The sequence below is a fragment of the Rhizobium sp. BK377 genome (assembly GCF_014193935.1).
Taxonomy (GTDB): Bacteria; Pseudomonadota; Alphaproteobacteria; order Rhizobiales; family Rhizobiaceae; genus Rhizobium.
This window is the reverse complement of the sequence record NZ_JACIAC010000005.1, coordinates 141,070-162,665: the sequence shown is the minus strand read 5'-3', so window position 1 is coordinate 162,665 and position 21,596 is coordinate 141,070. Positions and strand designations below refer to the sequence as shown.

Here is a 21,596-nt window from a genome sequence, read left to right as displayed (position 1 = left end):
TTCAGGCGACAAGCATTTCAAGCTTTTTGATCAAATCCTCCGGGTCTCCGTCGATCCGGAGGATTTTTTTACGCGACGTGTCGCCGGACACGATGCTGATGGAGGATTTGGCGATACCGAGAGATTTGGCGACGAGCGCTATGAGTGCTTTGTTCGCTTTACCCTTTTCAGGGGCGGTGGAGACGCGCGCTTTCAGCAACATCTCCCCTTCGCCATCGGGTTCGACGCCGCCGATGGCATCCCGCCCGCCATTCGGCGTCAGCCGCACGGCGAGGCGGACGTGATCATCAAGTTTTTTCCAGGGCGGGTTCAAACGACGAGCGGATAGATCGTCGTCCAGAGGAAGGAGCGCAGGAAGAAGATGATCAGCAGCAGGATGATCGGCGAAATATCGATGCCGCCGAGATTGGGCAGCAGGCGGCGAATCGGACGCAGGGCCGGTTCCGTGACGATGTAGAGGAATGTTCCAACCTGATTAACGAAGTGATTGCTGGAATTGATGACATTGAATGCGTAGAGCCAAGAGAAGATAGCGCTGGCGATCAGGATCCAGGTATAAAGTTGCAAAGCCAAATCAATGGTTTGAAACAGTGCAATCATCGTCGTCTCCAATTCGTTGTTGACAGACATGTAGACATTGGCGACTAAACGAGCAAGTGCCGTGTGGAAACGTACGGTGAATCATATTTAGCGGCCGCTCCTGCATGGCTTTCGGCGCTCGTTTCCTCGGAAAAGCTTCATGTCGCTTTCACCCACCGGAGACCGTTTTGCCGCCTTCCGGCATCCGTCCTACACCCGTTTTTTCTTCGCGCGGTTTCTGCTTTCCTTCTCGCAGCAGATCGTCAGCGTTGCCGTCGGCTGGCAGATGTACGACCAGACCGGCAGCGCCATTTATCTCGGCCTGATCGGGCTCGTGCAGTTCCTGCCGTCTCTCGTCCTGATCCTCGTCACCGGCTCGGTGGCCGATCGGCACAATCGTCGCGCCATCGCCTCGATCTGCTCGCTCGTCAGCGCGCTCTGCACGCTTGCGCTCCTGGGAATGACGATTACTGGCAGCTTTTCTCCGATCCCGGTCTTCGTCGTGCTCTTAATCTTCGGTATCGAGCGCGCCTTCATGACGCCGGCGGTGCAGTCGCTTGCGCCAAACCTCGTCCCGGAAGAGGATCTCTCCAATGCGATCGCATGGAATTCGTCTTCCTGGCAGCTGGCAGCCATTACCGGCCCTGTGCTTGGCGGTCTGCTTTACGGCGTCAGTGCATCGACGGCCTACACGGTCGCCGTCATCTTTTCCGTGCTCGGCGCGATTCTGCTCTATATGATCCCTAAACCGCCGCAGAAAACGGCTGGCGAGGCCAAGAGCTGGGATATGATCCTCGGCGGCTTCCGTTATATTCGGGAAGAGAGGGTGGTGCTTGGTGCCATCTCGCTCGATCTCTTCGCCGTTCTCCTCGGTGGCGCTACCGCGCTGATGCCGATCTTTGCGCGAGATATCTTGACGCTCGGGCCGTGGGGCCTCGGCCTGCTACGCTCGGCGCCAGGTGTCGGCGCCATCATCATGGCGATCTTCCTTGCCGCCTATCCGCTGAAGCATAAGGCCGGCCTGTACATGTTTATCGGGGTGGCGATTTTCGGCCTCGGTACGATCGTATTCGGCTTCTCGACCAATACTGAGATTTCAATCGCAGCGCTCGCCCTCATGGGCGCTGCGGATATGATTTCCGTCTATGTTCGCGAGAGCCTGATTGCGCTCTGGACGCCGGATCATCTGCGTGGCCGCGTCAACGCGGTCAATACGGTGTTTGTCGGCGCATCCAACGAGCTCGGGGAATTCCGCGCGGGCACTATGGCGTCGGTTTTCGGCGCTGTTCCGGCTGTCATTATCGGCGGCATCGGCACGCTTGCAGTCGCGGCAATCTGGGCAAGCGGCTTTCCGAAGCTCAGGAAGATCGATACGCTCGACGCGCCTATACGAGAAGCCGCGTAGCAGCTGCTGCCGTCTTGCCTTCGAAGACTATATCCAGGAAGTCGTCGAGCCAGGCTTTGAGCGGCGCGTCGAACAGCATGCGGCCTTCCAGATGCTCGCGTCCCTGCTGTGCATTCGGCAGGATGAAGCGATGGGCGCCGTGCACGACCCAGCGATGCATCATCACCCGCGTCAGCTCCGCATGGAATTGCAGGCCCCAGGCGTTGCCATTGTAGCGGAAGGCCTGGTTAGGATAGGCGTCGCCGGATGCCAGCAGCTCGGCGCCATGCGGCAGTTCAAAGCCTTCCCGATGGAAGTGGTAGACCATCTTCGGCCAGCGCATCAGCCGCCGACCCCTTTCGGTCGTATGCAGCGGATACCAGCCGATCTCTGTCGACCCATCATTATTGGCGGCGACCTTGCTGCCGAGATTGCGAGCCAACATCTGCGCGCCAAGGCAGATGCCGAGATAGGGGCGGTTTTCCTTGAGCGGTATTTCCAGCCAGTCGATCTCCGCCTTGACGAATTCGTCGGGATCGTTGGCGCTCATCGGGCCGCCGAAGATTACGGCACCGCCATGGTTTTCAAGGGTGCAAGGCAAGGGGTCGCCAAGGATGGGGCGACGGATATCGAGATGATAGCCTTTCTGAACGAGAAGCTGGCCGACACGACCGGGGCTGGAGCGCTCCTGATGGAGTATGATGAGAATAGGGCGCCTGTCGCGTCTGATGCTTCTGTCAGTCAGCGTCATCCTGCACCACCTGTGCGTCCGTAACCCTTGCGGCCGCCTCCTGCCGCTTCTGAATACGCTCACGGGAAGACACACCCAGGAGATCGGCGATCCGCCAGATCACATGGTCCTCCATCTCGCTGCGCTCGCCATCGGCATAGACGATATCCCAGAGAATACCGATCAGCTCCAGACGCTGCTCGGTATTGAGATGTCTCTTGAGATCGGAGGTGAAGCGGAAATAATCGACTGCCGTGCTTTCGGCTTCCAGCCCCGCGGCCATCAGGGCGTCCAGCTGTTTGCCATCGAGCGCGTATTGCTCCTTCAGGAGCTTGCGCAGCCGCTTCTTCTCGCTGTCTTTGATCTGGCCGTCGGCCTCCATGACCTGCATACAGAGCGCGGCGACCGCGATGCGCGGGTCATCGGGGGCAAAGCCTGATTTCGGGCGGTCGGCGGTCAGATTCTGGAAGAATGCCTGAAAGCGTTCGAACATGTGGTTTTCGTTCCATTCAGAAAAGGCGGAGCCGTGTCTTGGTTTCCGGTTCCATCTTGGGATCGCGGACACCAGGGTCATCCGGCAGGCCGCCAAAGAAGGGTCTTGGTTCGGACGCAGCAGGAGCCGATCGGGAAGCGGACTGTTCGTTGACTTTTGCCGACGCGGGGGCCGGAGCTCCCGGCCGCACGGCTTCCGCAATTGTTGCGGCCCGTTCCAGTTCTATAATTCGGTGGTCGTTCACCACGCTTTCCGGCCGGGTATCGCGCAGCGGCGGCAAGGTCTTCAGCGCCGTTTCGATCGAGGTGGTCGACCCTTCCTCGATTGGTCCTTCGAGCTGGCCGAAAGGCGCCTTCCACTCGAAGGCGTCGAGACGGCCGGTCACCGGCGAGACCGGCAGCCATTTGTCGGAAACGAAACCATCGGCAACCCAGGCTGGATCGCGCGGCGCCTTCAGTGCCTGTGCCAGCCAATGTCGCACGCGACCCTGATCGCCGGTCTCTGCTTCCTCGATATCCGCAAGCAGCAGGAAGGCCGCCTCGCGGGGCTCGATACGGGCGGCAGCTTCCGCCTTGGCGCGCGCCTTGGCGAATTCCTGCGCATCGAGTGCAGCCTGAGCGACGACGAGGAGAGATTCGACATTGTTCGGCCGCATGCCCTCCAGTCGCTCGGCGCGCTTCAGGCGATCGAGCGTGGAATCGCCGCTGCGGGCGCGGACGTAGACACGGCCAATCTCGGGATGTGGTCCAGCCTTCCACGCCTGTTCGAGAATGGAGGCCGCTTTGCGTATACCGTTTTCACGGAACAGCGCCTTTGCAGCAATCAGTGCGGCGGGTACAAAATCAGCCGACAGTTTCAGCGCCTGGAGGGCATCGTCGCGTGCGCCGGCAGGATCGCTCTCCAGCTTGTCATCGGCGCGGGCAGTCAGCAGCACGGCATGGAGGCGGTTTGCCTCTGCCTTTTCGACGACCTTAGCTGCCTTCTGCTGTTCCAGGAGACGGATGGCGTCGTCCCAGCGGCCGGACTGGCTGCGATATTCGAGCGTCGCCTGCGCGGCCCAGGGTAGGTAAGGGGCATTGTCGGCCGCCTTTTCCGCATATTGACGGGCGGCCTCGTTAGCACCGAGGCGCTTGGCCTCCAGGTAAAGACCCCGCAAGCCGAGTTCGCGCGTCTCGGGGTCGTTGGCCATGGTCTCGAATTTAGAACGAGCCTCGTCGTAGCGGCCTTCAATGAGAGCGGCCTGTGCTTCCAGAAGGTTGATCAGCGGTTCCTGATCGGCGCGGATAAGGCCGCGCGAGCGGGCGGCCATCTTGCGGGCGAGCAGGGCATTGCCTGCGCCGGCGGCGATGAGGCCAGTCGACAGGGCCTGGTAGCCACGATCGCGCTTGCGGGCGCGGAAGTAGCGCGTCACCGAATGCGGCGATGTCCATATCAGGCGGACGAACCACCAGGCCACCATGACGGCGGCGATCAGCGCGATGATGGCGCTTGCCGCGACAATCAGTTTTGTCTGGTAGATCTGACCTTCCCAGAGCAGCGACAGGTCGCCGGGGCGATCGGCAAGCCAGGAGAAACCATAGGCGAGAACGAGGACGAGGAGCGCGAAGATAATCAGACGGACCATGCTCATCCTTCCTTGCCGGTGCCGGAAACGGCCTTGGAGAGAGTACCGCTGACGAGATCCTCGACGCGGATACGAGCTTCGAGCGATTGCTTGAAGGCGGCAGAAGCCTGTTTTGCGACAGCAGGCAGGCTGTTCCATTCGGTAGCTGCACCGGGCAGATCGCCGTTCTTGACCTTGTCCTCGATGCGCGCGGCGATCGCTTCAACGCTTTCGCCTTCGACATTGCCGACGGGACGGACCGAGACCAAAGATTTGGCGCTCGACATCAGTCGGTCCGACCAGCTCTGATTAGGATCCGGCTGATTGACGGATTCAATGATGGCGGTGGCGACATCGGGAACCTGACGAATCAGTTCGGCACGGGAGGGAACGCCCGTTTCGGCAAAGCCGCGCAGATCGGCTGCAGCCGGATCATCGGGTGCTACCCCCGCAAATGTATCGAGTTCGGCGATGAAGGGGCCGCCGCGGTCGATCGCGGCCTTGAGAGCTGCGGCTGCGATGGCGCGGGCAACGGCGACATCCTCGCGCGGTTCGTTCAGCTTCTTTTCGGCTTCGGCAAGGCGGCTCGTAATGTCGGCACCGTTTGAGGCCTGCTGTTCGGTGGTCTGCGCAATGCTCGTTTTCAACTGAGCAATCTGAGCTGTCAGATCTGCAATCTTCTGGTTGAGTGCTTCGATACCTGCGGAGCCGGTCGATGTATCGGATGCCCCCGTCTGAGGCACCGCTTCGAGAGCCGCGATGCGCTTTTCGAGGGCACTATTATCGGCTGCCGGCGGCGGATTGGAGGCAAGGCTTGCAACCGATTGCTTGAGGCCTTCGATCTCGCCGGAGAGGTCGGCCATTTCGGCAGAGTTCGTCTGCCGGGTGGAGGAGCCCGGCAGATAACCGGCATATTGAATCGCGCCGGCGCCAATCAGCGCGACAAGACCGCCGAAGATGCCGGCGGCAATCAGGCCCGACGTGACCACGCCCTTTTGTGGTGGAGGCAGCTGTAGCGGTTCCGATGGCGGGAGCTCCTTGGAGAGGGGCTCTTCCTGCGAGCCGGCGGCGCGTTCGCTCTCGTGTTCCGACAGCGGTTCACCGCTGGCCTCCGCAGCGGCTTCGGCGACAGGCGTGTCATTGGCTGCTTGTGCGGCTTCTTCGGCAGGCTTTTCGGAATCGGCCGCCGGGGTGAAGTCCTGCGCGTCCAGGTCAATCGTGACCGGCTTATCGGAGCTCTTCGAGTGGCGTGGCGGATTTCCCGATACCATGAGGTCCTCATTATCCTGCATTGCAACGAAACTAGACAGGGATGGCAATTAAGGGAAGAGGTTAGATCAAATTTGGGCGGCTAAAGCCTTCTAAGCAGCGACAAAAGGCTTTTTTCATCCGGCATCGGTGAAATCTCCAGGACTGTCCTCAAAATGGATGGAACAGCTTCCGCAACAGTGTTGCTGAGGCAAATGAGACGGATTTTCGGCAGCTGCAGCAAAAGGGACTCTACCCTCGGGATATCAAAGAAATTTCCGGCCGTCTGGCGGGAATAGAAAAGAACAGCATCGGGAGGGTTGTTCGTCAGGAGGGTTGCGACGGCCTCGGGGCTGGGCGCGACAGGCTCCATTCGGTAACACTCGGCCACCGAGAAATGCCGCCCGAGCTCCGTCAGGCGCCTCTCGAAAGTCTCGGCGCGCGGATTGCCGGCGAGATAGAGAAGCCTATCGACCTTGCTTGCCGCGATCAGCTCCGCCAGCTCGCGGCCGCTGCCCGACGATGCCGAGACAGAATGGAATCCCAGCCTGCGGGCCTCGTAGGCTGTGGTTTCACCAACGGCAAAGAGACGGCGCGAAAGGTGAGGCGTCAGCGCCTCCCCCAGTGACTGCAAGGTGCGCACAGCTTCGGCGCTCGTTACGGCTATCGCCCCGGTGGTCGTTTCCAGGGCCTGCCGAGCGGCGGCCTTGTCGTGGACGGGACGGGTGAGCGGCAGCAATAGTGGCTCGTGACCCAGTTCGCGCAAACGTTGAGCGGTGCGCTCGCCCGAATGCGCCGGACGGGTGACGAGCACGCGCATGCAGGCTAGCTCCAGTCCTCGAAGAAGCTGCTGCCGGCCCTTGCGCGCACGTCCTGTCCGGCGCGGGTGCCAAGGGCTGCGGCGTCGCGGCGGTTGCCGTCGATGGTGATTGCATGTTGGTGGCGGCCGTCAGGCGTGAGAATAAGGCCCGAGAATCGGATCTGATCCCCCTCGCAGACGGCGTAGCCGCCGATCGGCGTGCGACAGGAGCCATCAAGGGCGGCCAGGAAGGCGCGCTCGCAGGAGACCGTGTCGAATGTGGGCGCATCATTGATCGGCGCCAGCAGCTCGTCGATCCTTGTGTCGCCGATGCGGCTTTCGATGCAGATGGCGCCCTGGGCGGGTGCCGGCGGGAAGCTGTCAGGGTCAAGAATATCGGTGATCACCTCGACCTTGCCGAGGCGCTTGAGACCGGCAAGTGCCAGAAGGGTCGCATCCACCTGGCCTTCCTGAAGCTTGCGCAGGCGGGTGTCGACGAGGCCGCGAAAGGTGATGACATTGATGTCCGGTCGCATGCGGCGGATGAGCGCCTGACGGCGCAGCGAGGATGAACCGACAGTTGCGCCGTGCGGCAGGTCGATCAGCTTCGGCGCGGTGCGGCCGACGACGGCGTCGCGGATATCTTCGCGCGGAAGGTACGCGGAGAGATAAAGACCTTCCGGTAGTACAGTCGGCATGTCTTTGCTCGAATGCACGGCGAGATCGAGATCGCCGGCCGCGAGCTGCTGCTCGAGCTCTTCCGTGAAAAGTCCTTTGCCGCCGATCTCGGCCAGCGAACGGTCGGTAATGCGGTCGCCCTTGGTCGTCAGAACGACGATTTCGAACATTTCCTCCGGCAGATTGTGAGCCGCCATAAGCCTGTCGCGGGCTTCGTGTGCCTGCGCGAGCGCCAACGGGCTGCCCCGCGTGCCGATCCGGAAAGGTTTTGTTTGCATCCGCTTTGATCCGTTGTTACCGGAGTTCTCGTAAACGGGTTTAAACCCTATCGCAATCAACGAACAGGTTTCATGGCTCCCTTTCTGCGCATCCTGGGCATCGAGACAAGCTGCGACGAGACCGCCGCTGCGGTCGTCGAGCGCGATGCCGAAGGCCGCTCCAAGGTGCTGTCGGATGTCGTTCTTTCCCAGCTGGACGAGCATAGTGCCTATGGCGGCGTGGTGCCAGAAATTGCCGCTCGCGCCCATGTCGAAGCGCTCGACGAGTTGATCGACGAGGCCCTGAAGCGCGCCAATGTGTCGCTCTCGGATGTCGATGCGATTGCCGCGACATCGGGCCCCGGCCTGATCGGCGGTTTGCTTGTCGGGCTGATGACTGGCAAAGCGATCGCCAAGGCGACCGGCAAACCCCTTTATGCCGTCAACCACCTGGAAGGCCATGCGCTGACGGCGCGGCTGACGGATGGTCTTTGCTTTCCTTATCTGATGTTGCTCGTTTCCGGCGGCCATACGCAGCTCATCCTCGTGCGCGGCATCGGCGAGTACGAGCGCTGGGGCACGACGATCGACGATGCGCTGGGCGAAGCTTTCGACAAGACGGCGAAACTGCTCGGCCTTCCCTACCCCGGCGGGCCGGCGGTGGAGCAGATGGCGCAGGGTGGCAATGCCGATCGCTTCAATTTCCCGCGGCCGCTCGTCGGCGAAGCGAGGCTCGATTTTTCCTTCTCGGGGCTGAAAACGGCCGTGCGCCAGGCAGCGACCGAGATCGCGCCGCTGACGGATCAGGATGTCGCCGATGTCTGTGCCTCCTTCCAGAAAGCGATTTCCCGCACAATGAAAGATCGCATCGGCCGCGGCCTGCAGCGGTTCAAGGTGGAATTTCCGGACCTTCCCGAAAAGCCGGCGCTGGTGGTGGCCGGCGGTGTCGCAGCGAACCAGGAGATCCGCAGCACGCTGCAGGCGCTCTGCGACAAGAATGGCTTCCGTTTCATCGCGCCGCCGCTCCACCTCTGCACCGACAACGCCGTGATGATTGCCTGGGCCGGACTTGAGCGCATGGCGAAGGGCGTCGCACCAGACGATCTCGATGTGCAGCCCCGTTCGCGCTGGCCGCTCGATTCCAGGACCGGGACCGTGCTCGGATCCGGAAAGCGGGGAGCCAAGGCATGAGCGAACGGATCGCTGTGGTCGGATCGGGAGCTTTCGGTACGGCGCTTGCATCCGTCATCGCGCTCACAGGGCGCAATTCGGCTGTACTCGTCGGCCGCGATCCCGCGCTGATCGAAGATCTCAGGTCCGAACGGCTTCATGACGCTGTTCTGCCTGGCATCCCACTGCCTGAAGCGCTGGAATTTTCCGCTGAGGCAGATGCAATCGGCGACGCGGGCATCGTGCTCTTTGCCATGCCCTCGCAGGCACAGGGGGATGCCGCGCGGCAGTATGGTCCTTACCTGGCTAAGGACGCTGTCGTGGTCACCTGCGCGAAGGGCATCGAACGGCAGACCGGTGCGCTTCTGACCGACATGCTGGAACGGGAATTGCCCGATCACCCGGTCGGCGTGCTCTCCGGTCCAGGCTTTGCCGCCGACATCGCCAAGGGGCTGCCGACGGCCATGGCGATCGCCGCGGCTGACATGCAGATTGCCGAACGGCTGGCGCAGGCGATTTCCGGGCGCACCTTCCGGCTCTATGCCTCAGCAGACCGCATCGGCGTGCAGCTTGGCGGAGCATTGAAGAATGTATTGGCGATTGCCTGCGGCATTGTCGAAGGCCGCGGTATCGGCGATTCGGCGCGTGCGGCACTGATTGCCCGCGGGCTTGCCGAGATGTCGCGCTTCATCGTCGCCAAGGGCGGCAATGCCGATACGGCGCGGGGACTTTCCGGCCTAGGTGACCTGGTACTGACGGCAACCAGCCATCAGTCGCGCAACCTGCGTTTCGGCATCGCGCTCGGGCGCGGCGAAAAGGTCGACCCTTCGCGCGGCGAACTGGTGGAAGGCGCCTTTGCGGCGGCGGTTGCCTCGCGGCTTGCCGAAGAACTCGGTGTCGAGATGCCGATCACCGATGCGGTTTCTGCGATCATCGAAGGCAAGCTCGGCATATCCGAAGCCATCGAACAATTGATGACGCGTCCGATTACGACCGAATAGGAGACAGACATGCTTTTCGCCCTTCTCTGCAAGGACAAGCCCGGCCATCTCAACGTGCGCATGGAAACGCGCTCGACCCATCTCGATTATCTCAACAAGCTGAATGCTGAAGGCAAGCTTGCCATGGCTGGCCCATTCCTCGATGCTGAAGGCAAGTCGAATGGCAGTCTCGTCATTGTTCATGCAGAAACACTGGAAGAAGCCAACGCGCTCGGCGCTGCCGACCCTTACGCGCTGGCCGGTCTCTTCGAAAACGTCGAAGTCAAGCCCTTCAACTGGGTCTTCAATAAGCCGGAGGCTTAAGCGGGATGGCGTACTGGCTTTATAAATCCGAGCCTGCGGCCTGGTCCTGGGAGCAGCAAAAGGCCGCCGGAGAGAAGGGCACCGAATGGACCGGTGTGCGCAACTACCTCGCGCGCAACAACATGCGGGCCATGCAGATAGGCGACAAGGGTTTCTTCTACCATTCCAACGACGGGCTGGAGATCGTCGGTATCGTCGAGGTCTGTGCGCTCTCGCATCCGGATTCGACGGCGAAGGGCGACGATCGCTGGGATTGTGTCGATATCCGCGCGGTCATGGATGTGCCGAAGCCGGTGACGCTGAAGGATATCAAGGCAAATGAGAAACTGTCCAAGATGTCGCTGGTCACCTCGATGCGGCTTTCCGTGCAGCCGGTGACGGATGACGAATGGGCCGAGGTTTGCCGCATGGGCGGTTTTGACAACCCGCCGCGCTGAGCCGTTTTGAAAACCGACCCGGAAACCTTCATCCGCGCCAATACCAGCCTGCTTGCTCCGCCGCATGTGCCGGAGATCCGGCTCAATCTGGCGAGCGAAGCTCATGAACTCTGGCTGAAGACGGAAGAGGAGCTTGAGGCAATCGGCCTGCCGCCGCCTTTCTGGGCGTTTGCCTGGGCGGGCGGGCAGGGGTTGGCGCGCTATGTTCTCGATCATCCCGAAACGGTCAAAAGAAAGTGCGTCCTCGATTTCGCGAGCGGTTCCGGATTGGTGGGAATTGCCGCAAGCCAGGCTGGTGCGGCCAAGGTGACGGCCGCCGATATCGATCCGTGGTCGCAGACGGCGGTGCGGCTGAATGCGGCCGTCAATTCCGTCTCACTGGATTTCACCGGAGCCGATCTCATTGGGCAGAATGTCGATGCGGATGTGGTTCTTGCAGGCGACGTTTTCTATGACAAATCCTTCGCCTGTGCGCTGGTGCCCTGGTTCGAAACTCTCTCTGCCGAGGGCAAGGATGTCCTGGTCGGCGATCCGGGGCGGGCCTATCTGCCAAAAGACAGGTTGGAGTTTTGTGCCGTTTATGAGGTGCCCGTGACCCGGGCGCTTGAAGACAGCGAGGTCAAGAAGACGACTGTCTGGCGGTTCAGGCCCTAAAGCGTATCGCGATCTTTCAGATTCGCCTGCTACGCTTTAAGCTCTTGTTTTAGCATGTCGTTGTCGCAAAACCGCTGCGCACTTTTGCGCGACATACTTAAGGTCGGATGACACAGACATTGGTCTCATAGGAGCAGGGATCATCAGCGATGCCGACATCGATGACCTTGGCCTTCGGGGCAAGGTTACGTTCCGGCGCAGCCAGACGATAGTACCCGTCGCCGCCGACATAGGTCCCGCCATCGGTCTGATAGGCATAGGACGATCCAGCGTAGATGCCGTTGCTCCCGTAATTCTGATCATAGCTCTGGGGCTGGGCCGCAATGATAACGATGTTGCTGCGGCCATAGCGGCTTGTCCCCGGATAGCTGAACTGCTTCAGAAACGGGGTACGAGGACGATAGCGGATAACGTTGTCGCGTCTGAAGTGCAGGCCACTATCCCAATGAGTGCGCCTGCCGAGGAAGACGCCGTCACTGAAACCGTTATGGCGCGGAAAGCGATGATCGAAGTTGCGCTCTCCTGCTGCTGCTGGTAGCGCTGTCAGCACCGCAAGGAGAGCAAGGGTGGTCTTGGACAGACTGCGAAACATGGACCAAACTCCGAAACGCTAACAAATCGTTAACGCCAGATTGCGCCTAAAGGCTGATCTTGTCCACGCGGCATAAGGGCGGCTTAAAAAATGAGCGAAAGAGACGAGTTTCGCGGTGTTGAAAACTTCCCGGTAACGCGAATCGATTAAATTAAAAGCAGGCAGCAATTATGCTTGTCGTCAGGGGTTTCGGTGATTAAACGTCGAGAATGATGCAACGCACACAGAATTTTGTCATTCGTGTGGTTGACTGAGAATGCCCCTGACATCAAGGGCAAATGGAAGACGCCGCGAGGTTCTGATGGCGAATGTGACAAACCGGCCCCTGTCGCCGCATCTGCAAGTTTACAAGCTTATCCCCACTATGGCCATGTCGATCGTTCACCGCATTACCGGTGGCGCTCTTTATTTCGGCACGCTGCTGATTGCCTGGTGGCTCATCGCGGCGGCCACCGGCCAGGCATATTACGACTGGGCCAACTGGGTGCTTGGCAGCATTATCGGCAAGCTCGTCCTGCTCGGTTATACCTGGGCCTTGCTGCACCATATGCTCGGCGGCTTCCGTCACCTGATGTGGGATCTCGGACACGGATTCGAGAAGGAATTCTCCACCAAGCTCGCCATCGCCAACGTCATTGGATCGCTCTGTCTGACCGTGCTGGTCTGGGTGATCGGTTTCATCATTCGCTTCTGAAGGTCGCACTCATGGATATGCGCACTCCTCTGGGCAAGGTTCGCGGTCTCGGCTCCGCCAAGGAAGGCACCGATCATTTCTGGCGCCAGCGCCTGACGGCTGTCTCCAACATCCCGCTCATCATTTTCTTCGCCATCTTCATGATCGTCTATGCCGGCGCGCCCTATCCTGACGTGGTTCGCGCGCTGTCGAATCCGTTCGTTGCCGTCATCATGGGCTTGATGGTCATCTCCGGCACCATCCATATGAAGCTCGGGATGCAGGCCATCATCGAAGACTATGTTCACGGCGAGATCGGCAAGCTGCTGCTCCTGATGCTGAACACCTTCTTCGCGGTTTTGGTCGCCGGCCTCTGTCTCTTCGCCATTCTGAAAATCGCATTCGTAGGATAACCGTATCATGGCAACGTCTTCACCCGCTCAGAATGGGAAGGCCTATACCTATGTCGATCACTCCTATGATGTGATCGTCGTCGGCGCCGGCGGCGCCGGCCTGCGCGCCACGCTCGGTATGGCCGAACAGGGTTTCCGCACGGCCTGCATCACCAAGGTATTCCCGACCCGCTCGCACACGGTTGCCGCCCAGGGCGGTATTGCCGCCTCGCTGCAGAACATGACGCCCGATAGCTGGCAGTGGCACCTCTACGACACCGTCAAGGGTTCCGACTGGCTCGGCGACGTCGATGCCATGCAGTATCTCACCATGGAAGCGCCGAAGGCGGTCTATGAGCTGGAACATTACGGCGTGCCCTTCTCGCGCAACGAGGAAGGCAAAATCTACCAGCGCCCGTTCGGCGGCCACATGCAGAATTTCGGCGAAGGCCCGCCGGTGCAGCGCACCTGCGCCGTTGCCGACCGTACCGGCCATGCTATCCTGCATACGCTCTACGGCCAGTCGCTGCGCAACAATGCTGAATTCTTCGTCGAATATTTTGCGCTCGACCTGATCATGTCCGATGACGGCAGCCGCTGCACCGGCGTCGTCGCCTGGTGCCTCGACGACGGCACGATCCATCGCTTCGCTGCCAAGATGGTAGTGCTGGCAACCGGCGGTTACGGCCGCGCCTATTTCTCGGCGACCTCTGCTCATACCTGCACCGGCGACGGCGGCGGTATGATCGCGCGCGCGGGTCTGCCGCTGCAGGATATGGAATTCGTGCAGTTCCACCCGACCGGGATCTATGGTTCCGGCTGTCTCATCACCGAAGGCGCGCGCGGCGAAGGCGGCTATCTCGTCAATTCCGAAGGCGAGCGCTTCATGGAGCGCTATGCGCCGTCGGCCAAGGACCTCGCCTCGCGCGACGTCGTTTCGCGCTGCATGACGCTGGAAATCCGCGAAGGCCGCGGTGTGGGCAAGAACAAGGACCACATCTTCCTGCATCTCGACCATCTCGATCCGGCCGTGCTGCACGAGCGCCTGCCGGGCATTTCCGAGAGCGCCAAGATCTTCGCAGGCGTCGATGTGACCCGCGAACCGATCCCGGTCCTGCCGACCGTCCACTACAATATGGGCGGCATTCCGACCAACTATTGGGGCGAGGTGCTGAATGCCGACAGTTCCAACCCGGAACGCATCATTCCCGGCCTGATGGCCGTCGGTGAAGCCGGCTGTGCCTCGGTTCACGGGGCAAATCGCCTTGGCTCCAACTCGCTGATCGACCTCGTGGTCTTCGGTCGCGCCGCCGCCATCCGTGCGGGCGAGATCATTGACCGCAACGAGCCGGTACCGGCGCTGAACAAGGCTGCCTGCGACAAGATCATGGACCGTTTCGACGGCCTGCGTTACGCCAATGGCGGCACGCCGACGGCGGTGCTGCGCGAGAAGATGCAGCGCGCCATGCAGGAAGACGCAGCCGTGTTCCGCACCCAGGAATCGCTGGAATCCGGTTGCCGCCGCCTTTCGGAAATCTGGGGCGAGCTTAAGGATATCAAGGTCACCGACCGCTCGATGATCTGGAACTCCGACCTCGTCGAAACTCTTGAGCTGCAGAACCTGATGGCAAACGCCATCACGACGATCTACGGCGCCGAGGCTCGCAAGGAAAGCCGCGGTTCGCATGCCCGCGAAGACTACACGTCAGGTGCCTTCGCAGGCCGTGACGACGTCAACTGGCGCAAGCACACGCTGGCCTGGGTGAGCGAGTCGGGCGACGTGAAGCTCGATTACCGGCCTGTCCACACCGACCTCATCGCAGACGGAATCGATCCCCATAAGATCGAGCCGAAGGCCCGCGTATACTGATCAGAGGAACCTGACATGGTTGAACTCGCTCTTCCCAAGAACTCCCAGATGCGCGAAGGCAAGGTGTGGCCCAAGCCGGCGGGTGCCAAGAACACCCGCGAGTTCCGCGTCTATCGCTGGAGCCCCGATGATGGCCAGAACCCGTCGATCGACACGTTCTATGTCGATGTCGACGATTGCGGGCCGATGGTTCTCGACGCGCTTCTCTACATCAAGAACAAGATCGATCCGACGCTGACGTTGCGCCGTTCCTGTCGTGAAGGCATTTGCGGTTCCTGCGCGATGAATATCGACGGCACGAATACGCTCGCCTGCACCAAGGGCATGGACGACATCAAGGGCACGGTGAAGATCTACCCGCTGCCGCATATGCCCGTGGTCAAGGATCTGGTTCCGGATCTCAGCAATTTCTACGCCCAGCATCGCTCGATCGAGCCCTGGCTGAAGACGGTTTCGCCGACGCCCGCCAAGGAATGGAAGCAGAGCCATGAAGATCGTCAGAAGCTCGACGGTCTCTATGAGTGCATCCTATGTGCCTGCTGCTCGACTTCCTGTCCGAGCTACTGGTGGAACGGCGACCGTTATCTCGGCCCGGCCGTCCTGCTGCAAGCCTATCGCTGGTTGATCGACTCCAGAGACGAAGCGACCGGCGAGCGCCTCGACAATCTCGAGGATCCTTTCCGCCTTTATCGTTGCCACACGATTATGAACTGTGCGCAGACCTGCCCGAAGGGTTTGAATCCGGCCAAGGCAATCGCCGAAATCAAGAAGATGATGGTCGAGCGTCGCGTGTGAGCGCCGACGCCTCCATCGAATTCAATTGAGCGTTATCTCGACTTCGCCGAACGGATCAAACTTAATCAAGAACGAGACGCCCGGGCACAACACCTTGCTGACATATTTTACCAGCAAGAAGTCCGGCGAGCGGTTGGTTGAATTGTGCCGGCTTCGCCATAGGTGTCTCGAAGGCTGATTTGTATTGTGCTGACTTGATTAACCAAAGTGAAATACGGTAATTCGAACCCAGAATTGAAATATCTCTGCGGTTGAGGCGGACATTCGGGAGCTTGATGATGCAGTTGCGATATGTGGTGACGGGTCTAACGGCCGCTCTGGCCTTGGCGGGATGCCAACGCACCTCATACGATTACAGCAGTAACAGCGCACCTCCGCCGCTGACCGCGCAGCCGGTACCTTCCGTACAGGGCGGCCAGCTGCCTCCTCCGACCGGACAGTTTCCCGCCGCTCCGACTTCGACGGCGCCGACGGCGGGTGTCCAGCCGGGCGGTGCTGCACCAGCGACTTCGCTTGATGTCACCAAGGAATCGATGGTCGGCAGCTGGCGTGTCAACGGCACCTGCGACATGTTCCTGACGCTCACCAATCTCGGCAGCGGATCGCGCGGCGGTACGCGCGGTTGCGTTGGTGAGCTGACAGCCATGGGCTCCTGGGAAGTGTCCGGCAAGCAGGTTCTGCTCAAGGATCGCAGCGGCAACCAGATCGGTTCCGTCTACAAGGTCGCCGACAACAGCTTCAATGGCCAGACCTCGACCGGGCAGCCGATCACCCTCAGCCGGTAAGACAGTCCGGCGGGGTTCCGCCGGTTACGCATAGGCGGACAAGCCCTCATGCAGCCAATGCCAGACTATTCGCTCAGCGTCACCGAGCAGCTCAAATCGCTGACCGCATCGGGGACGTTGCAGGTTGATTCTGCCCAGATGGATGTGGCCAAGTGCCTCGACCGGGTGCTTGCCGCTCTCAAGCGGAAGCAGCCTGCTGCCAAGAGTAGCGCGCTCGGCTGGTTGTTTGCTCCCAAGAAGAAGACCGAGGCCGGTATTAGAGGCCTCTACATCCATGGCAGCGTCGGGCGCGGCAAGACTATGCTCATGGATATGTTCTTCCAAATGGCGCCCTGCCGGAAAAAGCGGCGCGCGCATTTCCACGAATTCATGGCGGATGTGCACAATCGCATCGCCGTCCATCGGCAAAAGCTGAAGAACGGCGAGACGAAGCAGGCCGATCCGATGCCGCCGGTCGCCGCTGCCCTTTTCGCGGAAGCGGAACTGCTCTGCTTCGACGAATTCACCGTAACCGATATCGCCGATGCGATGATCCTGTCGCGGCTGTTTTCCGAGCTTTTCGAGCGCGGCTGCGTGCTGGTGGCGACTTCGAATGTCGAGCCCGACAATCTCTACAAGGATGGCCTCAATCGCGGGCTTTTCCTGCCTTTCGTCAGTCTCCTCAAGAAACATGTCGAGATCGTCTCGCTCGATTCGCCGACCGACTACCGGATGGAGAAGCTGAACAGCCAGCCGGTCTATCTCGTCCCGATCGATGAGCGCACCGACATGGCGATGGATGCGTCGTGGACGCAGGCGCTGCACGGCCGCAAGGCGCAGCCAACGGAAATTGCCATGAAGGGGCGGACAATCCATGTGCCGCTTGCTGTCGACCGCATGGCGCGCTTCTCCTTCTCTGCTCTCTGCGAAAAACCGCTGGGTGCTGCCGATTTCCTGGCTATCGCCGAACGCTTCGACACGATCTTCCTCGATCACATTCCCTTGCTCGGCCCTGAAAAGCGGAACCAGATCAAACGCTTCATCATTCTGATCGATACGCTCTACGATCATGGCACCCGCCTCTATGCTTCCGCCGCCGCCATGCCCGAAGATCTGCTCATTGAAAGACGCGGCACTGAAGGCTTTGAATTCGATCGTACGGCATCTCGCCTTTTTGAGATGAGAAGCGCGGAATATCTCGCAGCGCACCATGAACGGCGGGCTGCCGAGTAACACTTTAGTGACAAACGATCTTACGTTTACGTAAGAATTTTAATATCTAAACGATTGAAATTATTGCACCAAAAATAATGCATTGCCATTTTTTGGCTTTAGGTCTATGCGATTGCGGCATTGGGCGATGCCCGCGCGTCGCCCGACGGATTTTGATCGCAAAGGAAAAGCGAAATGGCGCGTAACAAGATCGCACTCATCGGTTCTGGCATGATTGGTGGCACGCTGGCGCATCTCGCCGGCCTGAAGGAACTGGGCGATATCGTCCTCTTCGACATTGCCGACGGCATTCCCCAGGGCAAGGGTCTCGATATCGCACAGTCCTCCCCGGTCGAGGGCTTCGATGCCAACCTGACTGGCGCCAGCGACTATTCCGCCATCGAAGGTGCTGACGTCTGCATCGTCACTGCCGGTGTTCCGCGCAAGCCGGGCATGAGCCGCGACGACCTTCTCGGCATCAACCTCAAGGTCATGGAGCAGGTCGGCGCCGGCATCAAGAAATATGCCCCGAACGCTTTCGTCATCTGCATCACCAACCCGCTCGACGCCATGGTCTGGGCGCTGCAGAAGTTCTCCGGCCTTCCGGCCAACAAGGTCGTCGGCATGGCCGGCGTTCTCGACTCCTCGCGTTTCCGTCTTTTCCTCGCCAAGGAATTCAACGTTTCCGTTCAGGACGTCACGGCCTTCGTTCTCGGCGGTCACGGCGACACGATGGTGCCGCTTGCCCGTTATTCGACCGTCGGCGGCATTCCGCTGACCGACCTCGTCACGATGGGCTGGGTCACCAAGGAACGCCTCGAAGAAATCATCCAGCGCACCCGTGACGGCGGCGCCGAAATCGTCGGCCTCTTGAAGACCGGTTCGGCCTATTACGCTCCAGCCGCTTCTGCGATCGAAATGGCTGAATCCTATCTCAAGGACAAGAAGCGCGTCCTGCCCTGCGCTGCCCACCTCACCGGCCAGTACGGCGTCAAGGACATGTATGTCGGTGTTCCCACCGTCATCGGTGCCGGCGGCGTCGAACGCATCATCGAGATCGATCTCAACAAGACCGAGAAGGAAGCCTTCGACAAGTCCGTCGGCGCCGTCGCCGGTCTCTGCGAAGCCTGCATCAACATCGCGCCCGCCCTCAAGTAATCGGTGCGCTGACGTTATCGAAATAGGGATAAACCCATGAACATTCATGAATATCAGGCCAAGGCTCTGCTGAAGACCTATGGCGCGCCGGTCGCGCAGGGTGTGGCTATCCTCAAGGTTGAAGAAGCCGAGGCTGCCGCCAAGTCGCTTCCCGGTCCGCTTTATGTGGTCAAGAGCCAGATCCATGCGGGCGGCCGCGGCAAGGGCAAGTTCAAGGAACTTGGTCCGGATGCCAAGGGCGGCGTTCGTCTCGCCAAGTCGATCGACGAAGTCGTTGCTCATGCCAAGGAAATGCTCGGCAATACGCTGGTGACCGCACAGACCGGTGAAGCCGGCAAGCAGGTCAATCGCCTCTATATCGAAGATGGCGCCGACATTGCCCGCGAACTCTATTGCTCGCTCCTGGTCGACCGTTCGGTCGGCAAGGTAGCCTTCGTCGTGTCGACCGAAGGCGGCATGGATATCGAAGCGGTCGCCCACGACACGCCTGAGAAGATCCACACGATCGCGATCGATCCGGAAGCAGGCGTTACGGCTGCCGACGTTGCCGCAATCTCGAAGGCGCTGCAGCTCGACGGTGCAGCCGCAGAAGATGCCAAGACGCTCTTCCCGGCGCTCTACAAGGCGTTCGGCGAGAAGGACATGGCCCTTCTTGAGGTCAACCCGCTGATCGTCATGAAGGACGGCCATCTGCGCGTTCTCGATGCCAAGATGTCTTTCGACGGTAATGCTCTGTTCCGTCACGATGACGTCAAGGCGCTGCGCGACGAGACGGAAGAAGACGCCAAGGAAATCGAGGCCTCGAAGTGGGACCTCGCCTACGTGGCGCTCGATGGCAACATCGGCTGCATGGTCAACGGCGCCGGCCTTGCCATGGCGACGATGGACATCATCAAGCTCTACGGCAAGGAGCCGGCAAACTTCTGCGACGTCGGTGGTGGCGCCGGTAAGGAGAAGGTTGCTGCAGCCTTCAAGATCATCACCGCCGACCCCAAGGTCGAAGGTATTCTCGTCAACATCTTCGGCGGCATCATGAAGTGCGATGTCATTGCCGAGGGCGTCATTGCCGCGGTCAAGGAAGTCGGTCTCAAGGTTCCGCTCGTGGTTCGCCTTGAAGGCACCAATGTCGAGCTCGGCAAGAAGATCCTGAACGAATCGGGTCTGGCCATTACGGCTGCTGACGATCTGGATGATGCGGCCAAGAAGATCGTCACTGCGATCAACGGTTGAGAACGGTCATGGCTTCCCAGTCCACGCCCAGTGCTGCTCATTTCCGTCTGGAGGTCTTTGCCGGCCTCTGGGAAGGGGAAGAGCATGTCGCGGCTTCGGCCTGGACGAAGGAAGGCAAGGCCAGCGCTTCGCTCTCCGGCGAGGCGCTGTTCGGCGGGTTCTTCGTCGAGCAATCTTACCGCCAGATGCGTGACGGAGAAGTTTCCTTCGAAGCCCGTAATATTTTTGGCTTCGACGGTTCGGACCAGAGCTACAAGCTCTACCAGTTCGACAGCGTCGGTTTTGCTCCGCCCTCACCGGCTTCCGGTGCGTGGAATGGCAATGAATTGGTGCTGATGAAGGCTTCACCGCGCGGCAGACAGCGCACCGTATTCACATTTGAAAATGAAGACTGCTACCGGATGGGCGTCAGCTTTTCGCCTGCAGGCAGCGATACTTGGCAGGAGGTCGTCAGCGGCACCTATCGTCGCGCGTCCCTCACGTCTTCCAACCTCTCCTAAACAAAGGCCTCGCATGTCCATTCTCGTCAACAAAGACACCAAGGTTCTGGTTCAGGGCCTAACCGGCAAGACCGGCACGTTCCATACCGAACAGGCGCTCGCTTACTACGGCACGCAGATGGTCGGTGGTATTCACCCGAAGAAGGGTGGCGAAACCTGGACCGGCTCCAAGGGCGAAAGCCTGCCGATCTTCGCAACCGTTGCCGAGGGCAAGGAAAAGACCGGCGCCAACGCGTCCGTCATCTATGTTCCGCCGGCAGGTGCCGCCGATGCGATCATCGAAGCGATCGACGCCGAGATCCCGTTCATCACCTGCATCACCGAAGGCATCCCGGTCATGGACATGGTTCGTGTCAAGGCCCGCCTCGACCGTTCCAACTCGCGCCTGCTCGGACCGAACTGCCCGGGCATCCTGACGCCGGAAGAATGCAAGATCGGCATCATGCCGGGTTCGATCTTCCGCAAGGGTTCCGTTGGTATCGTCTCCCGCTCGGGCACGCTGACCTACGAAGCCGTCTTCCAGACCTCCAATGAAGGTCTCGGCCAGACGACGGCTGTCGGCATCGGCGGCGACCCGGTCAAGGGCACCGAATTCATCGACGTGCTCGAAATGTTCCTGGCCGACGAAGCCACGACCTCGATCATCATGATCGGCGAAATCGGCGGCTCGGCTGAAGAAGACGCAGCTCAGTTCCTCAAGGACGAAGCCAAGAAGGGCCGCAAGAAGCCGATGGCCGGCTTCATCGCAGGCCGTACCGCGCCGAAGGGCCGCACCATGGGCCATGCCGGTGCTGTCGTTTCCGGCGGCAAGGGCGACGCGGAATCGAAGATCGCAGCAATGGAATCGGCGGGCATCAAGGTGTCGCCATCTCCGGCTCGCCTCGGCAAGACGCTGGTTGAAGTCCTCAAGGGCTAATCCAACTTATATACCTCGGGCGGAGGAACGGCATCCTGGCCTCCGCCCGGCTCTCCACTTACTCAATGCGGATGCGCCGCGGACAGGCGGCAATCGGAATGCGGCAGCCGGCGATGAAGCCGGCAAATTCATCTAAGTCAGGAGGCGGACGGAAGCGT

25 protein-coding genes are annotated in these 21,596 nt (G+C 60.4%); 16 read left to right on the top strand and 9 right to left on the bottom strand.

Annotated elements, in window-relative coordinates:
* Position 1: 1 nt before the first annotated feature.
* Together FHT92_RS20425 and FHT92_RS20420 are read right to left on the bottom strand one after the other, a co-directional pair.
* Entirely contained in the window at positions 2 to 313 is a 312-nt protein-coding gene (locus tag FHT92_RS20425) for a DUF167 domain-containing protein (protein ID WP_183828773.1), read from the bottom strand.
* Positions 310 to 600: a YggT family protein gene (locus tag FHT92_RS20420; RefSeq protein ID WP_246735523.1), complete on the bottom strand. Its 291-nt coding sequence runs from the start codon at positions 598 to 600 to the stop codon at positions 310 to 312. The genes FHT92_RS20425 and FHT92_RS20420 overlap by 4 nt, the downstream gene beginning before the upstream one ends.
* A gap of 139 nt (positions 601 to 739) precedes the next feature.
* Here FHT92_RS20420 and FHT92_RS20415 point away from each other — a divergent pair, with 139 nt between their 5' ends.
* Positions 740 to 1,984 (top strand): MFS transporter, encoded by a 1,245-nt coding sequence (locus FHT92_RS20415; RefSeq protein WP_183828768.1) that lies wholly within the window; start codon positions 740 to 742, stop codon positions 1,982 to 1,984.
* Here FHT92_RS20415 and FHT92_RS20410 read toward each other — a convergent pair.
* From FHT92_RS20410 to hemC, 6 genes are read right to left on the bottom strand one after another with little or no spacing between them, the layout of a single operon-like run.
* Entirely contained in the window at positions 1,965 to 2,714 is a 750-nt protein-coding gene (locus FHT92_RS20410) for a glutamine amidotransferase (protein WP_183828765.1), read from the bottom strand. The two genes, FHT92_RS20415 and FHT92_RS20410, sit on opposite strands and share 20 nt — an antisense overlap.
* Complete coding sequence (locus tag FHT92_RS20405) at positions 2,701 to 3,186, bottom strand: TerB family tellurite resistance protein (protein ID WP_183749459.1); 486 nt, start codon at positions 3,184 to 3,186, stop codon at positions 2,701 to 2,703. Before FHT92_RS20405 ends, FHT92_RS20410 begins: the two co-directional genes overlap by 14 nt.
* A 16-nt stretch (positions 3,187 to 3,202) precedes the next feature.
* On the bottom strand, positions 3,203 to 4,810 hold the full coding sequence (locus FHT92_RS20400) for a heme biosynthesis protein HemY (RefSeq protein WP_183749460.1): 1,608 nt from the start codon (positions 4,808 to 4,810) through the stop codon (positions 3,203 to 3,205).
* A 2-nt stretch (positions 4,811 to 4,812) separates the two neighbouring features.
* The gene (locus FHT92_RS20395; protein WP_183828761.1) at positions 4,813 to 6,081 is read right to left on the bottom strand and encodes a COG4223 family protein; all 1,269 of its coding nucleotides are present in this window, start codon (positions 6,079 to 6,081) and stop codon (positions 4,813 to 4,815) included.
* A 59-nt stretch (positions 6,082 to 6,140) separates the two neighbouring features.
* Positions 6,141 to 6,857, bottom strand: a complete 717-nt coding sequence (locus FHT92_RS20390; protein ID WP_183828759.1) for a uroporphyrinogen-III synthase — start codon at positions 6,855 to 6,857, stop codon at positions 6,141 to 6,143.
* 5 nt (positions 6,858 to 6,862) lie between these two features.
* A complete protein-coding gene (gene hemC, locus FHT92_RS20385) occupies positions 6,863 to 7,792 on the bottom strand; it encodes a hydroxymethylbilane synthase (RefSeq protein WP_183749463.1) in 930 nt (309 codons plus the stop codon).
* A gap of 72 nt (positions 7,793 to 7,864) precedes the next feature.
* On the opposite strand from hemC, the gene tsaD reads away from it, so the two are divergent.
* The 5 genes from tsaD to FHT92_RS20360 are packed head-to-tail and all read left to right on the top strand — an operon-like array spanning position 7,865 to position 11,336.
* On the top strand, positions 7,865 to 8,962 hold the full coding sequence (gene tsaD, locus FHT92_RS20380) for a tRNA (adenosine(37)-N6)-threonylcarbamoyltransferase complex transferase subunit TsaD (RefSeq protein ID WP_183828756.1): 1,098 nt from the start codon (positions 7,865 to 7,867) through the stop codon (positions 8,960 to 8,962).
* Entirely contained in the window at positions 8,959 to 9,942 is a 984-nt protein-coding gene (locus tag FHT92_RS20375; RefSeq protein WP_183828753.1) for an NAD(P)H-dependent glycerol-3-phosphate dehydrogenase, read from the top strand. The genes tsaD and FHT92_RS20375 overlap by 4 nt, the downstream gene beginning before the upstream one ends.
* Positions 9,943 to 9,951: 9 nt before the next feature.
* Positions 9,952 to 10,245, top strand: a complete 294-nt coding sequence (locus FHT92_RS20370; RefSeq protein WP_183749466.1) for a YciI-like protein — start codon at positions 9,952 to 9,954, stop codon at positions 10,243 to 10,245.
* 5 nt (positions 10,246 to 10,250) lie between these two features.
* Positions 10,251 to 10,682, top strand: coding sequence for an EVE domain-containing protein (locus tag FHT92_RS20365; RefSeq protein WP_183828750.1), 432 nt, complete (start codon positions 10,251 to 10,253; stop codon positions 10,680 to 10,682).
* A 6-nt stretch (positions 10,683 to 10,688) separates the two neighbouring features.
* On the top strand, positions 10,689 to 11,336 hold the full coding sequence (locus tag FHT92_RS20360) for a methyltransferase (protein ID WP_183828747.1): 648 nt from the start codon (positions 10,689 to 10,691) through the stop codon (positions 11,334 to 11,336).
* A 97-nt stretch (positions 11,337 to 11,433) separates the two neighbouring features.
* Here the strand turns inward: FHT92_RS20360 and FHT92_RS20355 are convergent, their stop codons facing one another.
* Positions 11,434 to 11,928 carry a hypothetical protein gene (locus FHT92_RS20355; RefSeq protein ID WP_183828744.1) on the bottom strand — a complete coding sequence of 165 codons (495 nt, stop codon included), beginning with the start codon at positions 11,926 to 11,928 and terminating at the stop codon, positions 11,434 to 11,436.
* Between the two features lie 301 nt (positions 11,929 to 12,229).
* Here FHT92_RS20355 and sdhC point away from each other — a divergent pair, with 301 nt between their 5' ends.
* From sdhC to sucD, 10 genes are all read left to right on the top strand, one after another.
* Positions 12,230 to 12,622: a succinate dehydrogenase, cytochrome b556 subunit gene (gene sdhC, locus FHT92_RS20350; protein ID WP_183749470.1), complete on the top strand. Its 393-nt coding sequence runs from the start codon at positions 12,230 to 12,232 to the stop codon at positions 12,620 to 12,622.
* 11 nt (positions 12,623 to 12,633) lie between these two features.
* Entirely contained in the window at positions 12,634 to 13,014 is a 381-nt protein-coding gene (gene sdhD, locus FHT92_RS20345) for a succinate dehydrogenase, hydrophobic membrane anchor protein (RefSeq protein WP_183749471.1), read from the top strand.
* A 7-nt stretch (positions 13,015 to 13,021) separates the two neighbouring features.
* Entirely contained in the window at positions 13,022 to 14,863 is a 1,842-nt protein-coding gene (sdhA, locus tag FHT92_RS20340) for a succinate dehydrogenase flavoprotein subunit (protein WP_183828741.1), read from the top strand.
* Between the two features lie 15 nt (positions 14,864 to 14,878).
* Positions 14,879 to 15,658, top strand: coding sequence for a succinate dehydrogenase iron-sulfur subunit (locus FHT92_RS20335; RefSeq protein ID WP_007822372.1), 780 nt, complete (start codon positions 14,879 to 14,881; stop codon positions 15,656 to 15,658).
* Positions 15,659 to 15,936: 278 nt separating this feature from the next.
* Positions 15,937 to 16,443 carry a protease inhibitor Inh/omp19 family protein gene (locus tag FHT92_RS20330; RefSeq protein WP_183749654.1) on the top strand — a complete coding sequence of 169 codons (507 nt, stop codon included), beginning with the start codon at positions 15,937 to 15,939 and terminating at the stop codon, positions 16,441 to 16,443.
* A 48-nt stretch (positions 16,444 to 16,491) separates the two neighbouring features.
* Entirely contained in the window at positions 16,492 to 17,655 is a 1,164-nt protein-coding gene (gene zapE / locus FHT92_RS20325) for a cell division protein ZapE (protein WP_183828738.1), read from the top strand.
* A gap of 174 nt (positions 17,656 to 17,829) precedes the next feature.
* Positions 17,830 to 18,792 (top strand): malate dehydrogenase, encoded by a 963-nt coding sequence (gene mdh, locus FHT92_RS20320; protein WP_007822364.1) that lies wholly within the window; start codon positions 17,830 to 17,832, stop codon positions 18,790 to 18,792.
* Between the two features lie 36 nt (positions 18,793 to 18,828).
* A complete protein-coding gene (sucC, locus tag FHT92_RS20315; RefSeq protein WP_183828734.1) occupies positions 18,829 to 20,022 on the top strand; it encodes an ADP-forming succinate--CoA ligase subunit beta in 1,194 nt (397 codons plus the stop codon).
* 8 nt (positions 20,023 to 20,030) lie between these two features.
* A complete protein-coding gene (locus FHT92_RS20310) occupies positions 20,031 to 20,522 on the top strand; it encodes a DUF1579 family protein (RefSeq protein ID WP_183828731.1) in 492 nt (163 codons plus the stop codon).
* A gap of 13 nt (positions 20,523 to 20,535) precedes the next feature.
* A complete protein-coding gene (gene sucD, locus FHT92_RS20305) occupies positions 20,536 to 21,438 on the top strand; it encodes a succinate--CoA ligase subunit alpha (protein WP_183749476.1) in 903 nt (300 codons plus the stop codon).
* Positions 21,439 to 21,596 lie beyond the last annotated feature (158 nt).

Coding starts and splice junctions, on each gene's coding strand:
- FHT92_RS20420 (WP_246735523.1), bottom strand. CDS start 600: ATGATTGCACTGTTTCAAACCATTGATTTGGCTTTGCAACTTTATACC.
- FHT92_RS20415 (WP_183828768.1), top strand. CDS start 740: ATGTCGCTTTCACCCACCGGAGACCGTTTTGCCGCCTTCCGGCATCCG.
- FHT92_RS20410 (WP_183828765.1), bottom strand. CDS start 2,714: ATGACGCTGACTGACAGAAGCATCAGACGCGACAGGCGCCCTATTCTC.
- FHT92_RS20405 (WP_183749459.1), bottom strand. CDS start 3,186: ATGTTCGAACGCTTTCAGGCATTCTTCCAGAATCTGACCGCCGACCGC.
- FHT92_RS20400 (WP_183749460.1), bottom strand. CDS start 4,810: ATGGTCCGTCTGATTATCTTCGCGCTCCTCGTCCTCGTTCTCGCCTAT.
- FHT92_RS20395 (WP_183828761.1), bottom strand. CDS start 6,081: ATGCAGGATAATGAGGACCTCATGGTATCGGGAAATCCGCCACGCCAC.
- FHT92_RS20390 (WP_183828759.1), bottom strand. CDS start 6,857: ATGCGCGTGCTCGTCACCCGTCCGGCGCATTCGGGCGAGCGCACCGCT.
- hemC (WP_183749463.1), bottom strand. CDS start 7,792: ATGCAAACAAAACCTTTCCGGATCGGCACGCGGGGCAGCCCGTTGGCG.
- tsaD (WP_183828756.1), top strand. CDS start 7,865: ATGGCTCCCTTTCTGCGCATCCTGGGCATCGAGACAAGCTGCGACGAG.
- FHT92_RS20375 (WP_183828753.1), top strand. CDS start 8,959: ATGAGCGAACGGATCGCTGTGGTCGGATCGGGAGCTTTCGGTACGGCG.
- FHT92_RS20370 (WP_183749466.1), top strand. CDS start 9,952: ATGCTTTTCGCCCTTCTCTGCAAGGACAAGCCCGGCCATCTCAACGTG.
- FHT92_RS20365 (WP_183828750.1), top strand. CDS start 10,251: ATGGCGTACTGGCTTTATAAATCCGAGCCTGCGGCCTGGTCCTGGGAG.
- FHT92_RS20355 (WP_183828744.1), bottom strand. CDS start 11,928: ATGTTTCGCAGTCTGTCCAAGACCACCCTTGCTCTCCTTGCGGTGCTG.
- sdhC (WP_183749470.1), top strand. CDS start 12,230: ATGGCGAATGTGACAAACCGGCCCCTGTCGCCGCATCTGCAAGTTTAC.
- sdhD (WP_183749471.1), top strand. CDS start 12,634: ATGGATATGCGCACTCCTCTGGGCAAGGTTCGCGGTCTCGGCTCCGCC.
- sdhA (WP_183828741.1), top strand. CDS start 13,022: ATGGCAACGTCTTCACCCGCTCAGAATGGGAAGGCCTATACCTATGTC.
- FHT92_RS20335 (WP_007822372.1), top strand. CDS start 14,879: ATGGTTGAACTCGCTCTTCCCAAGAACTCCCAGATGCGCGAAGGCAAG.
- FHT92_RS20330 (WP_183749654.1), top strand. CDS start 15,937: ATGCAGTTGCGATATGTGGTGACGGGTCTAACGGCCGCTCTGGCCTTG.
- zapE (WP_183828738.1), top strand. CDS start 16,492: ATGCAGCCAATGCCAGACTATTCGCTCAGCGTCACCGAGCAGCTCAAA.
- mdh (WP_007822364.1), top strand. CDS start 17,830: ATGGCGCGTAACAAGATCGCACTCATCGGTTCTGGCATGATTGGTGGC.
- sucC (WP_183828734.1), top strand. CDS start 18,829: ATGAACATTCATGAATATCAGGCCAAGGCTCTGCTGAAGACCTATGGC.
- FHT92_RS20310 (WP_183828731.1), top strand. CDS start 20,031: ATGGCTTCCCAGTCCACGCCCAGTGCTGCTCATTTCCGTCTGGAGGTC.
- sucD (WP_183749476.1), top strand. CDS start 20,536: ATGTCCATTCTCGTCAACAAAGACACCAAGGTTCTGGTTCAGGGCCTA.